This window comes from Bacillus sp. NTK074B (genome assembly GCF_017303375.1).
Classification (GTDB): Bacteria; Bacillota; Bacilli; order Bacillales; family Bacillaceae_B; genus Rossellomorea.
In genome coordinates, this window is sequence record NZ_JAFKOH010000004.1 from 253,457 (window position 1) to 268,077 (window position 14,621).

Annotated in this window: 14 protein-coding genes; 7 read left to right on the top strand and 7 right to left on the bottom strand. The window is 43.3% G+C overall.

What is annotated here, in order from left to right; genetic code table 11:
* Nucleotides 1–130: 130 nt before the first annotated feature.
* Entirely contained in the window at nucleotides 131–1,093 is a 963-nt protein-coding gene (locus tag JI667_RS09215; protein ID WP_206852336.1) for a S8 family peptidase, read from the top strand.
* 155 nt (nucleotides 1,094–1,248) lie between these two features.
* Here the strand turns inward: JI667_RS09215 and JI667_RS09220 are convergent, their stop codons facing one another.
* Entirely contained in the window at nucleotides 1,249–1,488 is a 240-nt protein-coding gene (locus tag JI667_RS09220) for a YkuS family protein (protein ID WP_206852339.1), read from the bottom strand.
* Between the two features lie 61 nt (nucleotides 1,489–1,549).
* Nucleotides 1,550–1,705: a hypothetical protein gene (locus JI667_RS09225; RefSeq protein ID WP_206852340.1), complete on the bottom strand. Its 156-nt coding sequence runs from the start codon at nucleotides 1,703–1,705 to the stop codon at nucleotides 1,550–1,552.
* Between the two features lie 149 nt (nucleotides 1,706–1,854).
* Here JI667_RS09225 and JI667_RS09230 point away from each other — a divergent pair, with 149 nt between their 5' ends.
* The gene (locus JI667_RS09230) at nucleotides 1,855–2,292 is read left to right on the top strand and encodes a ferritin-like domain-containing protein (RefSeq protein WP_206852343.1); all 438 of its coding nucleotides are present in this window, start codon (nucleotides 1,855–1,857) and stop codon (nucleotides 2,290–2,292) included.
* A gap of 32 nt (nucleotides 2,293–2,324) precedes the next feature.
* Here JI667_RS09230 and JI667_RS09235 read toward each other — a convergent pair whose 3' ends face one another.
* Nucleotides 2,325–4,598: a helicase C-terminal domain-containing protein gene (locus JI667_RS09235; protein WP_206852344.1), complete on the bottom strand. Its 2,274-nt coding sequence runs from the start codon at nucleotides 4,596–4,598 to the stop codon at nucleotides 2,325–2,327.
* 100 nt (nucleotides 4,599–4,698) lie between these two features.
* On the opposite strand from JI667_RS09235, the gene JI667_RS09240 reads away from it, so the two are divergent.
* On the top strand, nucleotides 4,699–5,298 hold the full coding sequence (locus JI667_RS09240; protein ID WP_206852347.1) for a YczE/YyaS/YitT family protein: 600 nt from the start codon (nucleotides 4,699–4,701) through the stop codon (nucleotides 5,296–5,298).
* 37 nt (nucleotides 5,299–5,335) lie between these two features.
* Here the strand turns inward: JI667_RS09240 and JI667_RS09245 are convergent, their stop codons facing one another.
* Together JI667_RS09245 and JI667_RS09250 are read right to left on the bottom strand one after the other, a co-directional pair.
* Nucleotides 5,336–6,646: an ATP-binding protein gene (locus JI667_RS09245; RefSeq protein WP_206852357.1), complete on the bottom strand. Its 1,311-nt coding sequence runs from the start codon at nucleotides 6,644–6,646 to the stop codon at nucleotides 5,336–5,338.
* Between the two features lie 386 nt (nucleotides 6,647–7,032).
* Nucleotides 7,033–8,082 (bottom strand): hypothetical protein, encoded by a 1,050-nt coding sequence (locus JI667_RS09250; RefSeq protein ID WP_206852359.1) that lies wholly within the window; start codon nucleotides 8,080–8,082, stop codon nucleotides 7,033–7,035.
* Between the two features lie 225 nt (nucleotides 8,083–8,307).
* On the opposite strand from JI667_RS09250, the gene JI667_RS09255 reads away from it, so the two are divergent.
* From JI667_RS09255 to JI667_RS09265, 3 genes are all read left to right on the top strand, one after another.
* On the top strand, nucleotides 8,308–9,249 hold the full coding sequence (locus JI667_RS09255) for a glycerophosphodiester phosphodiesterase (protein ID WP_206852361.1): 942 nt from the start codon (nucleotides 8,308–8,310) through the stop codon (nucleotides 9,247–9,249).
* A gap of 299 nt (nucleotides 9,250–9,548) precedes the next feature.
* Nucleotides 9,549–9,875 carry a cyclic-phosphate processing receiver domain-containing protein gene (locus JI667_RS09260; RefSeq protein WP_206852363.1) on the top strand — a complete coding sequence of 109 codons (327 nt, stop codon included), beginning with the start codon at nucleotides 9,549–9,551 and terminating at the stop codon, nucleotides 9,873–9,875.
* A gap of 119 nt (nucleotides 9,876–9,994) precedes the next feature.
* A complete protein-coding gene (locus tag JI667_RS09265) occupies nucleotides 9,995–11,068 on the top strand; it encodes an aromatic acid exporter family protein (RefSeq protein ID WP_206852365.1) in 1,074 nt (357 codons plus the stop codon).
* A gap of 55 nt (nucleotides 11,069–11,123) precedes the next feature.
* Here the strand turns inward: JI667_RS09265 and JI667_RS09270 are convergent, their stop codons facing one another.
* Nucleotides 11,124–12,284, bottom strand: coding sequence for an acyl-CoA dehydrogenase family protein (locus JI667_RS09270; protein ID WP_368077893.1), 1,161 nt, complete (start codon nucleotides 12,282–12,284; stop codon nucleotides 11,124–11,126).
* A gap of 181 nt (nucleotides 12,285–12,465) precedes the next feature.
* On the opposite strand from JI667_RS09270, the gene JI667_RS09275 reads away from it, so the two are divergent.
* Nucleotides 12,466–12,984, top strand: a complete 519-nt coding sequence (locus JI667_RS09275; RefSeq protein ID WP_206852368.1) for a hypothetical protein — start codon at nucleotides 12,466–12,468, stop codon at nucleotides 12,982–12,984.
* Nucleotides 12,985–13,036: 52 nt separating this feature from the next.
* On the opposite strand, the gene JI667_RS09280 is transcribed toward JI667_RS09275, so the two are convergent.
* On the bottom strand, nucleotides 13,037–14,446 hold the full coding sequence (locus tag JI667_RS09280; RefSeq protein ID WP_211201268.1) for an alanine/glycine:cation symporter family protein: 1,410 nt from the start codon (nucleotides 14,444–14,446) through the stop codon (nucleotides 13,037–13,039).
* Between the last annotated feature and the right edge of the window lie 175 nt (nucleotides 14,447–14,621).

The following is a 14,621-nucleotide window of genomic DNA, read 5'->3' on the forward strand; positions in this document are numbered from 1 at the left end:
AGTAAGAAGATATGATTGGTTTTATTTTCCTATTACTATTATCCCTTTTCAATTCGTCCCAGAAATGTTATATTTTCAGAAACTTCTGATTTCCGTTCTACAATGCAACACTATTTTAGGAGGGATTGATATGCAAGGTGAAATTAGGTTAATTCCATATTTCATGGAAGAAATGATTGTTGATGCAAATGAAATTCCTAAAGGCGTTGATTTAATCCAAGCTCCTAGCATGTGGAAGAATGGCTATAAAGGGAAAGGTGTAACCATCGCCATCCTCGATACAGGTTGCGATATGAACCACCCGGATCTTGCGGGGAAGGTGAAAAAATTCCGGAATTTCACCGACGATGATGACGGCGCAGAAGATAACGTGACGGATTACAGCGGGCACGGTACCCATGTGGCGGGAACGATTGCTGCAAGTGAAAACGGGGATGGTGTCATCGGAGTGGCTCCACAGGCTGACCTGATGGTTATTAAAGTTCTTGCCGGCAGCCGTGGAAGCGGAAAGTACGATTGGATCGTAAACGGTATTCTGTATGCGATTGAGCAAAAGGTGGACATCATTTCCATGTCTTTGGGTGGTCCTACTGACTATGAGCCTCTTCATAAAGCGATTCAAAAAGCGGTGGATTCCAATATCCTGGTGGTCTGTGCTGCCGGCAACGAGGGCGACTCAAATAGCAGTACCGATGAATTCTCATACCCTGCCTGTTACAACGAAGTCATTTCGGTTGGAGCCATTGATCTCCAGAGAAAGTCTTCCTACTTCACCAATTCCAACAATGAAGTTGACTTAGTGGCACCCGGTGAACAAATCTTATCCACCATTCCTGGTGAGAAATACGCTAAGCTCAGCGGCACCTCCATGTCTGCGCCACACGTCTCAGGAGCCCTGGCCCTGATCAAAGAGTTCGAACAAGTCTCCTTTGACCGCAAGCTGTCTGAATGTGAAGTATATGCCCAGCTCATTAAGCGTACGGTCCCACTCGGCTTTCCGAAAACACTGGAAGGGAATGGACTGATCTTTTTAACGGCTCCTGACCTTCTGCGGGAGCACTTGAGAAATCAGCCACTTGCACAGATTGGATGATCGTTTTTCGAATCCTTATCTAGTTGATTTTTGGCTCATTCGATTGAATGTATGTTTCAATCGCCTTTCAGCTTTGCTGAAAATGAGCCAAAAATCGCATACTATATAGTTTACAGTAAAAAAACAGCCATCCCTGACTGTTTTTTTACTGTAAACTATTGAAGTCTGCTTTGTACTTCCTGACAGATTTGATCTGCACTCAGTCCGCTTGCTTCGATGACGGGACCTTGAGTCGCTACATTCTGGATTCCCATTACATCCGTATCCATTCCTGTTACGACACAGCAGTCACATCCGTTTGCATCTGACTCCTGCTTCAGCTCCACTACCTCATGGCCCTGTGCACGTAAGGCTTCTACAACGTTTGTTAAGGATTGTTCAACACCAATTCTCATGCCTTTACACCTCCTGTTTCTACATATAGGATTTTCTTACAATGAAAAAGATATTCGTCATTTATTTTTTATTTACTTGTGTACCGCTTTTTTTCTGACTTTGACTCTCACTATTTCCCATCTGGGTATCAGAGGCAAATTCTACGTCATTCTTCGCTTTTTGCTTCGCCAATTGTTCTGATGGTTGGTCCATACTTTTCTTTCCCTGTTTAGACATTTTCATCCCTCCTCTGACTTTTATAGAATTAGAATCCCCATTTCAAGACAAAATATTTGAAGGGCATGCAATTCCAACGGGTATGTTTATTTCTTCACTAACCCGGGTAAATAGTTTATATACAACAAATAAAAAAGGGTGGTATTTACATGGATCAAGAAAAGTTAAATGAATTAATTGATGGATTAAATGAAGATTTGGCAAATGAATATGCTGCAGTTATTCTGTACACAAACTACGCTGCTGTTGTGAGCGGCCTATATCGTCAAATTTTAAAGCCTTTCTTCGAAGAGGAAATTCCAGATGAGCAGGGCCACGCATTGTACCTGGCTGAAAAGATTAAAACATTGGGTGGAGATCCGACAACGACGCCTGCAGCCGTAAAGCAAACGGATAATGTGAAGGAAATGCTTGAAGAAGGACGAAAAGCCGAAGCAGATACAATCGAGCGTTACAAGAAACGTAAAGAACAGGCTGACGAATTAGGTCTTGTCGAACTTAGCATCAAGCTCGATGATATGATCGCTGATGAAACCCATCATCTTGAAGAGTTCGATCGCCTATTAAAGGATCCTTCTTTCAATTAATACACAAAAGACCGCTACCCAGCGGTCTTTTATTACGTTATGACTCGGTAATCCCTCCATTCCTCAAGCAATAAGGACCGGTATTCAGGAGTCAAATAGCGGTCATCGACCAGCTTCAGGACGCCACTGTCCTCCTCTGAACGAATGAGTCTCCCCCCTGATTGAAACACTTTGTTCAGTCCGGGGTATACATAGGCATAATCGTACCCGTTCATCCCCAAGGAATTGAAATGATCTTTGATGATCTCCTGTTCCACCGACGGCTGTGGTAGCCCGACACCAACCACGATCACACCTTTCAACCGATCTCCTTTCAGGTCGATCCCTTCTGAGAATATCCCTCCAAGGACGGCAAAACCGATAACAGGATTCTCCCTATCACTGTGAAACTGCTGGAGAAACGCTTCTCTTTCCCCTTCATTCATATTTGGTTCCTGTATGATGGTATCCGCCTTCACCATCGATTCTTTGTTCAACCTTTCATATGCTTCCTCCATATACGCATAGGATGAAAAGAAAATGAGATAATTTCCTTTATATTGATTGAAGGTTTCTTCAATAGACTTCGTAATGGCGGGAAGCGTTCGTTCCCTGTCCTTGAACCTGGTCGAGATAGGATGAATCCCAACCTGCCATTGTTCTTGTTGAAACGGGGAAGGCATCAAGAAACGATAATCATCTTCCCCGCCACCCAATTGTTGAAAATAGTAAGAAAACGGGTGGAGGGTGGCAGAGAAAAAGATGGAGGAATGAAAGGGTTTTGCAACCTGCTTGATGAGTTTAGATGGATCGATGCAAAAGAGCTTCACTTCTAAGTCTTCTGAGCTCCGACCAATCACAAAACGATGTTCCTTCGAGAATAGGTTGGAAATCCGAACAAAACTTAACGAATCAAAGTACAATTGCATGAAATCTTCTGACCACTCTTTGCCCGCTTCCCCCAGACTCTTTTCAGCTATCTCGATGAAACCCATAACGGACTCTATAAATTCAACGTCCAGCTCATTCCGAATATCAGAGCTTTCTTCTTTTTTCAGGCGGAGGAATTGCTTATTTACAGTCGTTAAACCCTGACTCAACTCTTCGTGCCCGGGATACAGATTTTTGATCCGAGAAAAATCCGATTTCTTCAGTGAGGCTGTATACATTTCCCTTCCCCTGCCGACAAGATTATGAGCTTCATCCACTAACAGAGTCGTCTTTTTCTTGCCATCATCGCTCATTCTTTTAAAGGAAACCTTCGGATCGAAGATGTAGTTATAGTCGCATATGACTCCGTCCACCAAATAGGAAAGGTCAATTGAGAACTCAAAGGGACAGACTTTATGATCTCTGGCGTATGTTTCAATGATCGGCCGGGTAATGATCGTCTCATTTGTCAAGATATCGGTCAGTGCCCCATTTACACGGTCATAATACCCATTGGCGAACTCACAATACTCTTTTTGACATATGGTTTCTTCCTTAAAGCAGATTTTATCCCTCGCCGTGATCGTAACAGTCCTATGGGACAATCCCTCTCCTTCAAGAAGATGCAACGCCTCTTCCGCCACAGTACGGGTGATGGTTTTGGCCGTTACATAAATCCATTTAGAATTTTCCTTGCCCATGGCTTTTATAGCGGGAAATAAAGTGGAAATGGTTTTACCTGTCCCTGTAGGTGCATTTGCATACAGGGATTTTGACTCGGCAACGGTTTTGTATACGGCACCCGCCAGTTTCTTTTGACCCCTCCTGTATGAAGGAAATGGAAAGCTGAGGTTTTCTATACTTCCCATTTTATTTACTTCATTGTTCAATAACAAAATGGCAAAAGGGGTATAGGCCACCAGGATATCGGTTACGATCTTTTCAAGCTCTTCAGTGGAATAGGTGTGATGGAAGGACTTCGTTTGTTCAGATTCTACCTCGATGTAGGTTAGTTGAACATCAATCCCGGAAAGTTGTTTCTCCTTTGCCAATAAATAGGCGTAACATTCTCCCTGAGCCCAGTGGACTCGGGACCCTTCTTCAATCAAATCTAACCGTTTCGCCGTCGACTTGATTTCTTCAATGGTGACTTTACCTTCATCATAGTGAATCCCGTCACAGCGCCCCTCCAATTGATAAAGTATATCCTCATATGCCAGTTCCCCCTTCAGGAAGACTTCCTTCTCATCGCCTTCTTTATATGCTCTTTGCACCTTTTGATGAAGCCTTGTACCGATGGTCATGGAGGAGCGTGCCTGGAACCTGAGATCGATGCTTCCTTCTTTATAGACAAACTCCACCAATTCTCTGATGGATATTTTAATCGTTTTCTTCACGGACGGTTCACCTCAATCTTTCATAAGAAAATGTTGATTCTATCCGTTTCTCAATGAACATATACATTAGACAAGCATTTTGGAACGGAGGATTCGGGGAATGAAGGCAAGATTCGGCTTTTATTGTATTGGTTTACTCGCTCTTTCATTAGGTGTTTCTCTCATTATAAAAGGAGAGCTGGGGGCTGCTCCCTGGGATGCGCTGGCCGTGGGGGAATCCAACCTCTTTCATCTCTCAATCGGGACATGCATCTTCATGAATGGATGCATTCTCATTTGTATAAATGCCCTATTACTGAAAGAAGGCATTCAATGGTTAGCGGCCTTATCGATATTCATCATTGGGATGATGGTTGATTACTGGATTTCGACGGGTCTTACCTTTCTGGAACCTGTGGGATTTCCTCAGCAGGTCTCCCTGGTCACTGCAGGCATCCTGCTCCTCGGGATTGGCATTTCGATATACCTTCAGGCCAAACTCCCTTCAAGTCCGATGGATACATTTATGGTGGCCATTCACAGGCGTTTCGGATTGAACTTACGCAATTCACGTTTATTAAATGAAGCCATTGCCATTACGCTTGCCATGCTGTTTCATGGTGCAGTGGGAATCGGAACCGTCATGGTCGCCTGCACTTTAGGCTTCATCATTCATATCTTCTATCCTATCATGGAACGTATGTACGGGAAATGGAGTTAAGGCATTTACCAGAATAAAAAAACACTTAGTTCTTCTCCTAAGCGTTTAAATTGTTCCTATATGTATTGGATGGATTTGCTTCGTATTTACCTTGCCTTTCACTGTTCAACGGAAGGCTTATCGTAGCGGCTGTCCCCTTATTCACTGTGCTTGAATAATGAACATGCCCCCCCATGGCCCCAATGATGCGCATGGACACCGATGTACCAAGGCCCGTCCCCTGGTCTTTTGTAGTAAAGAATAACGTCCCTATCCTTGCAACCTGTTCCTTGGTCATCCCCTTACCTGTATCGGTGACCGTAATGACCGCATGGGTATGGGTGACCTCAAGATTCACGGTGACGTTGCCCTGGGGCGGAGTCGCTTCTATCGCATTTTTTATAATATTCACGAAAGCTTGTTTCAATTTATTCCGGTCCGTTAACAGATGGGCATTTTCTTGTAAATGAGCTTCAAGGAAAACCCCTTCTTTCAGGGCATAGGCGTTGAGGAGTACAGTGACATCTGAAAGAACTTCCCTGACGTTGATCTTCTCGACCTTTTCAAACTCAGGCTTGGCAAAACTAAGATAATCATTGATGATTTCCTCTGCCCTCCCCAACTCACTCAATACAATCTTCAGGTATTCATCGTGATCTCCGGTCACCTGCTTCTTCATCAACTGAAGGAATCCCTTCACTACAGTGAGGGGGTTTCGTACCTCATGAGCGATGGAAGCTGCCAGTTCACCAAGTGTATTCAGCTTCTCGGATTTCATGATTTCTTCACGCAGTAACTTCTTTTCGATCATCCATTCATTTAGTTGAGCTGCAAGTCCCACCCCAAGTACCTGGATTCCACCGAATATGAGAACATACATCCCCATTTCCCGGTTTCCTGATACAGGTACGCCCGTTATAAAAGCAAAGGATAGCAGAATGCCGAGCATGACCAGCGCCGGCCAAAAACCAAGGAGCACAGCAAATGTCACTCTCTTCTTTGGAGAAAATGACCAGAATCGGTTGGAAATCAAAAATGGAAGAAGGCCGGCTAAGAACGCACTGATGAATCCGAAAGCAATCGCATCACCTCCATTGATGATCCGTGCCGACAGAATGAAAACAAATACGATAACCCCAGCCTTTCTCCCACCATATAACATGGAAAGAACCAATGGAATATACCTGAAATCCCAGTATAGTCCAAAGCTTTCATAAGCAAAAATCAAACACGTGAACGCTGCGATTCCATGTAAAACCCCTATGAAAACAGGCGATTTCCCCAACCTGTGGTTTTCAAGAAGCGAGGTTTGGATGAGGACAGGAGCCAAAATAATCAGTACATGTAATAATAATTTCTCAATCAGCATCGGAATGTCTCCCAGTATAAAAAAGTATTACATTACACATACGACAAAATTCTGTTAAATCCTCTTTCACCTGCCATAAAATCACGAAAAAAGTCATAGATGAAACCAAAAGCGGAGGCGGCTCGCCCAGAGGCGACAAGCATAAGACGAACAGGCTGAAAAGGCGTCCTTTGCCTTTTTGGCCTGTTTGACTTATGACCTCGAGCCTCTAGCCGCCGGAGCTGGATGAAACCAAAAGCGGAGGCGGCTCGCCCAGCCCCGACAAGCATAAGATGAATGGGCTGAGAAGGCGTTCTTTTGCCTTCTTGGGCCATTTAGCTTATGACCTCGAGGGGCTAGCCGCCGGAGCTGGATGAAACCAACACCCTAGATCCGTCCCTCAAAAGTCAGCTCAGTTGCCCTTTATAGGTAAGGTCTTTAGGATCAAGGTGGTTACAGTCGCCTTTGAGTATTTTTTGGATATCTGTGATGGTTTGCTGGACCTGTACGATTTGGCCTTGAACTTTTGTGAATTCCTCTGCAACAAAGAAGGGCTGGCTTAAATATGCTTCAAGTCTTTCGCCTATTTGAAAAATCCCGAGGTCTGCTTCTGGAATTTTCTCCTTCCCGATCGTGTTCATCAGGACGCGGATTTCTTTATAACGTCTTAATAATTTTTTTGCCTTTTTGTGTGTCGACGAGTGGCTGGAATCCACCGTTTCATCTTCTAAGAGAACAGACGTGGACTGAACGGGGTGAATGGCAGGATAGATCCCACGGGTTGCCAAATCAATATCGAAATAACAGAGTGAATCAAGTGGACCAAATGGGTCGTCTTCATCGACTGCTTCCCCACTCGGATCAAACAATAGTGTCGTGAGATCAGTATAATTTTCTGTTTCGAAGCGCTCCCTTAATTCATACAATGCTCCCGACACAATATACGAGCGATCCACATACATGAGAATGCTTTCTTTGTCTTCGACCATGGAAACTTCTGCAAAAGCATCCTCTATACTATGGCATTTAGCATGAACAAACCCTTCAAGATCACTTAAACCGGGGTATGGTTTATCAGGTGTCAAGAGTATGGCGTGGTACCCTTTCTTCTTCAACGCTTGCGTCAATTCAGCCAGTACGACAAATTGGCCAACCTGAGCTCTCGCGACGAATCCGTTGGTACCTCCCTGAACAATTGGTGCGAATACATCAAGTGTTTTAATTCCCGTTTCAATCATCCTTCGTTTTCCTCCCTGAATAATCAGTTCATCCAACGTGCAATTAGCCAGATTTGCAAGGGTGACGATTGTTTTTACTTCTGCACGACCGACCGATATCTTACCTGTACATAAGTTTGAAACCGTCGCCGGCCTCAATCCCACCGATTTAGCTGCCGTTGTCAGATTCGGCACACGTTTACGCAATAATGAAACATTCAGCTTCAAATGATCTTTCATGGAATATACCCCCTCCTTACTTTATAAGGTAAATCATATTACGTTCAAAAAGCAATTATTTTTTATTAAAACGTAATTTTTTTACTTCAAATAGTAAATCCAACCAAAACTTTCATCGCTCCTCTTTTTAGATTCATGTAAAATCATCCTATTTTATTGTCCTAAATTCACAAGGTCGTACTTATAATAAAAGATAAGAATCTATTGTTAAAAGGATGAAAGTGGATGAAAAATACGAATCTCAAAATACCTGAACCTTCTAAAAAGCAGCGCTTAATTATTTTGGCAGCGATGATTGCTTTCTTTGTCTCGTTTTCCATTATCGTCTACTGGATGCCTATAAAAAAAGCCTCCCCACCACCATTTTTACAGAAAGAAAATGAACGCCCCCTTGTCATCGCTCATCAGGGTGGTAAGCATCTTGCACCCGGGAACACAATTGAAGCCTTCCAACACGCCGTCGATATCGGAGCAGACGTGATCGAAACGGACATACATATCACCAAAGACGGCCAGTTGGTCACCATTCATGATCCTACGGTGGACGCAACAACGAATGGAAGCGGATTTGTAAAGGACTTTACGTTGAAAGAACTTCAGCGATTTGATGCGGCATACTATTTTCAAGACCTTGAAGGGCATTACTCCTTTCGGGGAAAACATGTTTATGTCCCAACCCTTGAAGAAGTATTTCAGCGTTTTCCAGACATGAGGATTAACATTGAAGTGAAAGACGACAATCCCGAAGAGCGGACAGAGGAAATCGTGCAGAAATTAATGGAACTGATTGACGAATACGATATGGAGGATAAGGTCCTCATCGCTTCATTTGATCAAACCATCATTGATTTGTTCGAGTCCTATTCAAACGGGAGGGTTGCCACTCAAGGCGGGAAGCAGGAAGCAAAAAAATTCGTCATCCTTCACAAGTTGCTCTTAAGGAATCTGTATAAATCCAATGTCGATGCCTTTCAACTGCCAATCCAGGAGGGAAATATTGACCTGACACAGCCTGTTTTGATCTCCGGAGCCCATCGCATCGGACTGCATGTCCATTATTGGACCATTAACGACCCGGAAACCATGGAAAGACTCATAAATTTAGGGGCAGACGGAATCATTACAGACAGACCCGATTTATTACTGAACATACTGGAGAGAAAATAAGAATATGATCAGTATAATATCAACAAAATCTATGACATACTTTAAAGACTATTCTTTTGCTATAAATATAGAGAGTCCCTGGAGAGGAAAGAAACGGTATAGGTTTGATGGGGTCACCCTGTGGCTTGATTCAACCATTACTTTTTTCTCTAAGAAAGAAGCAGTTTATAAAGATTACTCACCAAAAACCTACAAAAAAATTACAAATATATTTGTAAAGTTCATACTATTGACCTATATATCTATTTGTCAATCTCTGTTAGGCTTAAATTAAGTCAAATGACGAAAGAAGAATAAATATGACAGTAAATGTATTTTTAGATGATTATCGACACTGTCCCCAAGGGTACATTCTCGCGAAAGACATCGATGAATGTATTGACCTGCTTCTTAATTTTTCTATCGCTCACCTTTCATTGGATCACGACTTAGAGAGTAAGACTCGTAATGGCTTAATGCTCGTCCACTACATGGTGGAAAAACAGTTATTTGCCGAGAGAATCACGATTCACTCCGCAAACTCTGTTGCCGGAAAAAGAATGTACAAGTATTTGAAAGAGGCTCAGGATGACCAAAAGATGCCTCGTTCAATTCAAATTCTTTTGCGGCCCTTACCTCTAAGATGAGTTATCATATATATAAAGAACTGTTCCCTGAACAGTTCTTTTTTTGTCAATTTATTTAATTTGGTTTTTTCTTACTTTATAATGGAGAATAGAGAATTTGATTAAAGAGGTTTTAAACTATGGATTTTTTGAAAAAGTTTCAATTTGTCGGGGGAAGAATTGCTAAAACGGGACTTGCCGTTTTCCTTACTGCCTTTGTATGTGAATTGATGAACTGGCCGGCGACCTTCGCTGTCATTACAGCCATTGTGACGATAGAACCGACTGCTGCAAATTCAATAAAAAAAGCATTCATCCGTTTTCCAGCTTCGGCCATCGGAGCATTATTTGCCGTGATCATCACCCATACCTTAGGAGACCACGCCATTACGTATGCACTGGTCGCACTCCTGACGATCGTTACCTGCCATAAACTTCATCTCGGCGCCGGGATCTTGGTTGCAACATTGACCGGAATAGCCATGATTCCGACGATACACGACCATTATGTAGCGACATTTTTCATACGCCTGGGCACGACTACCATCGGCTTGATTGTATCAACATTAGTGAATCTGTGGATACTTCCTCCAAAGTACGCCAACACGATCTCAACCAATATCCATAACCTCTATTTCAAAACGGGGAACTTATTAGAGAAACGGGGATCAGAAGTCCTTCAGAATCACTCACTCCACAGGGAGACGAAGCTGATATTCAATGATATTCTAAGAGAAATTGAAACGACGGATACCCTTTGCGAGTACCAGAAAGAAGAGTGGAAGCTTCATCGCTCCAACCGCCAGGAAATGCGGTGCTTTAATTATGAATATAAAAAGCTGAACCTATTAAGGCAAATCCTTTTCCATGTCGGAAACCTGATTTATTTACCGGTTCAATCTGCATTCAATGAAGATGAAAAGGAACGGATCATGGACGCCACCCTAAGCTTAAAAGGAATCATGCATCATCCATCGTTCCATATACCGGATCACCATTTCACCCTTATGAAAAATCTATTGGAAGAATTCTGGGAAGATAACGAAGGGCATCATATGAAGCCTTTTCAATCCATGAAGCATCACTTTTCATGTGAAACCGTCATGCTTTATGAATTATTATCCATTCACGATCTTATAGAAGAATTGAATGAAGTCCATATACTGGAGACACAGCATCAAAATGTATTAGAAAAGACATTACATCCTCAATGAGGATTTCATACACAAATAAAGGTACAGACAATCAAAGTCTGTACCTTCTCCCTTTTCATTCCAATGCTCTCTTCGCCAGCATCCCAATGACCATATCATCCATCGGCGGATTATGAAGCCCCGCTCGCACATCACGATAAAACCTCTGCATGGGATTACTTCGGAAAAGTCCCCTGGCACCCACAATCCTCATGGCCGTATCGACAATTTGAAAGGCGCTGTTCGTCACCACATGCTTGACTGAACCAAGTTCAGAAGCCATGTCTATCCTTTTGGACGGTTCCTTCACCCACTTATCCGCCACTGAATATAATATCTGTCTCGCCTTAAACAGCTCCAACTCCATTTCACCGATTTTCCTCTTCACTTCAGGAACATCCTTGATTGGACCGGGCAGACTGGTTGGGGAATAGTCCTTCGCAAATTGGATGGCATAATTGCGTGCTGCAATTGCCACTCCGATATAGCAGGCCGGGATATGAAGCAGCCAAGCTTTCGGGATGTCATTCCCCACCGCTTTGCTATCCCTTTCAACAAGCGAAGAGGCCGGCAAACGGACATCCGTAAGGACGAGATCGTCACTTCCCGTTCCCTTCATCGAAATCGTATCCCACGTCTCTTCGATGCTTACTCCTTTAAGGTCATGATCCACAAGAAAGAAACCTTTCTCGTCTGTATCATCGATCGTTGCCGATACTAAGGAATAGTCGAGGACTTTCGCCATGGACGTAAAGGATTTCCTGCCCGTTAAGCTAAAGCCCCCTTCTTTCTTGACGGCCTTGGTCTGAGGAAGCCCTCCACGCGTGGGACTCCCGGTTGCGGGCTCTGTAGCTGCACGATTGATCAGGGCTTTCTCATCCACGATCTTTCTGCAAAGATCTTTGAAGATATGTTCCTCCCAAGCCCGTGTCTCCGTAAGCTCCATCAACCCTCCCAGATGCCAGCCGATGGATAAAGCCGTTGCGGCATCACCGGTAGCGAGCCTCTCCTGAATCATCACCAGTTCATACAGGGTGATCTCATCTCCCCCATACTCCTTAGGTAGGGTAAGAGAACCATATCCACTTTGTTTGAGTTCTTCAAAATTCTGGTACGGGAATTGATCTTCCCTGTCATATTTCTCTCCTCGCTCAGAAAATGCATCAGCGAGTTCCCCCGCTGCATCAACCAACCTTCTTTGGCGTTCATTTTGAACATACGGTTTATATAAATCCACTCCAACAGCACCTCCCATAATTGAAAGACTATCTCCTTCGTTTATCATAATCAATTCTGACGTCCGACTCAAAGATATTGTTTACTATTCTGATCGGATTACAATATTACCTTTAGCTGTATAATTATTTTTTCATGAACCATTCTATAAATAAGATCATTCATTAAGGGGGAAATAAGCCTTGAGCCCAAAAAGAAGTAAACGATTCATTTTGATATTGATGCTCCTTTCATGGGTATTTCTCTTATTGGCAGGAAAAGAAACGTTAAAAAAATACCTACCCGCTTCCATGTTCATGTCCTTACTTGTTTATTGTGAAAATGTGCTGGCAGAAAGGATCAAATGGTGGACCATTTCTACAAAGATCTTCTCCCATGTGAATGGCATCATGCCCTTTGTCCTCGGAGTTTTTCTGACAGGTTCAGTATGGATCCTGAAATTCACATACAAAAATATATACCTTTATGTATTCGTCAATATTCTCGTTGATACTTTCTTTACATACCCCTTTTATTCCCTGTTCAAAAAGTTCGGTGTGTGGAGATTGGCTCATTTGAAGCAATATCAGTTATCCGCTCTGTTTTTCGTTAAATCTTTGCTTATGTATGCTTTTCAAAAATATATCGGGGACCGGATCTATTCCAAGCTGTCTTCAAAAACTCAACCGCTGAAGACAAAGGGATCCCCTGCTACATATTAAGAAAGTAAAAAAACCTGCTGCCACTACGGCAACAGGTTTACTTTTTTACAGATTAGGATGCATTTTCCTTGTCTTCCACTTTATATTCCTGCTCCCAGAACTCTGCATTTTTAATGCCGAGTTTTTTAGAGTTAAAGACTGGATCCAGCCCCTGCTTCTTCTGTTCCTCATAGTCTTTCAATGCTTTAAGGGCAGGCTTAGCGAGAATCAGGATTGCAATCAGGTTCAGCCAAACCATGAGGCCAAGACCGATATCTCCAAGGGCCCAGGCCAGTGCCGCTTCCCTCACTGCACCGTAGAATGTGGCACCAAGAAGGACCACCTTCAGAACCACCATCGCTATCTTTGAGTTCTTGCCTCTCAGTAAATATGCTACATTTGTTTCTGCCATGTAATAGTAAGCCATGATGGTTGTGAAAGCAAAGAAGAACAGAGCGATGGCAACGAATGACGCTCCAAATCCGGGGATGACAGACTCAATGGCAGCCTGGGTATAACCAGGTCCCGCTTCGATTCCATTTAAATTGTTCGCAAGCATCGACCCGTCTGGTGCTTCTGTATTGAAGGAGCCCGTAAACAGGATCATGAATGCCGTTGCCGTACATACAAGAAGGGTATCGATATACACTGAAAACGCCTGAACCAATCCCTGCTTAGCTGGATGTGAAACCTCTGCAGCAGCTGCGGCATGGGGCCCTGTACCTTGACCGGCTTCGTTGGAATAGATTCCGCGTTTCACTCCCCATGATACAGCCATACCGATGATTCCACCGAATACAGAATCGGCACCGAAGGCACTTTTGAAAATAAGGGCAAAGACTGCCGGGATTTCAGCAATGTTCATTCCGACAATGATAAGTGATAGAAGAATATATGCGATAGCCATGAAAGGTACTACGTACGAAGCCACTCCGGCAATACGTTTAACCCCGCCGAAGATGATGACCCCGATTAGCACGACAAGACCAATTCCCGTAACCGTCGTATTAAGGCCAAATGCATTCTCAAGTCCCAACGCAATCGAATTCGACTGAATGCCTGGCATTAATATACTCATCGCCAATAATGTCGCAAATGAGAACAATACGGCATACCACTTCCAGCCGATCCCCTTTTCGATGTAATACGCAGGACCTCCACGGTATTCCCCGTCCTGCTTCACTTTATAAATCTGGGCAAGCGTCGATTCAATAAAGGCACTGCTTGCACCGATGAAGGCAATCGTCCACATCCAGAATACGGCTCCCGGACCACCGAAAGCAATCGCCGTAGCCGTACCGGCGATATTACCCGTTCCGACACGTCCCGATAATGAAAGAGCCAAAGCTTGGAATGAAGATACCCCAGCACTGGAGCTTCCACCTTTGAACATTTGAACCACCATATCTTTAATCAACCGTACCTGTAAAAACTTCGTTAAAATAGAAAATAGTAAGCCTACGCCTAAACAAAAGTAAATCATGACAGGAGACCAAAGGATCCCCACCAACTTGCCAACGAATTCTTCCACGGCATTTCCCCCTTTTTCTGTATAAAATTTTCTAACTATTAAGAATTATATTTTATTTGACACAATATAGACAATCTTTTTTTATGACGATTTTTTCCTAAACGTTGAGAAAGCCTTATATGACAAG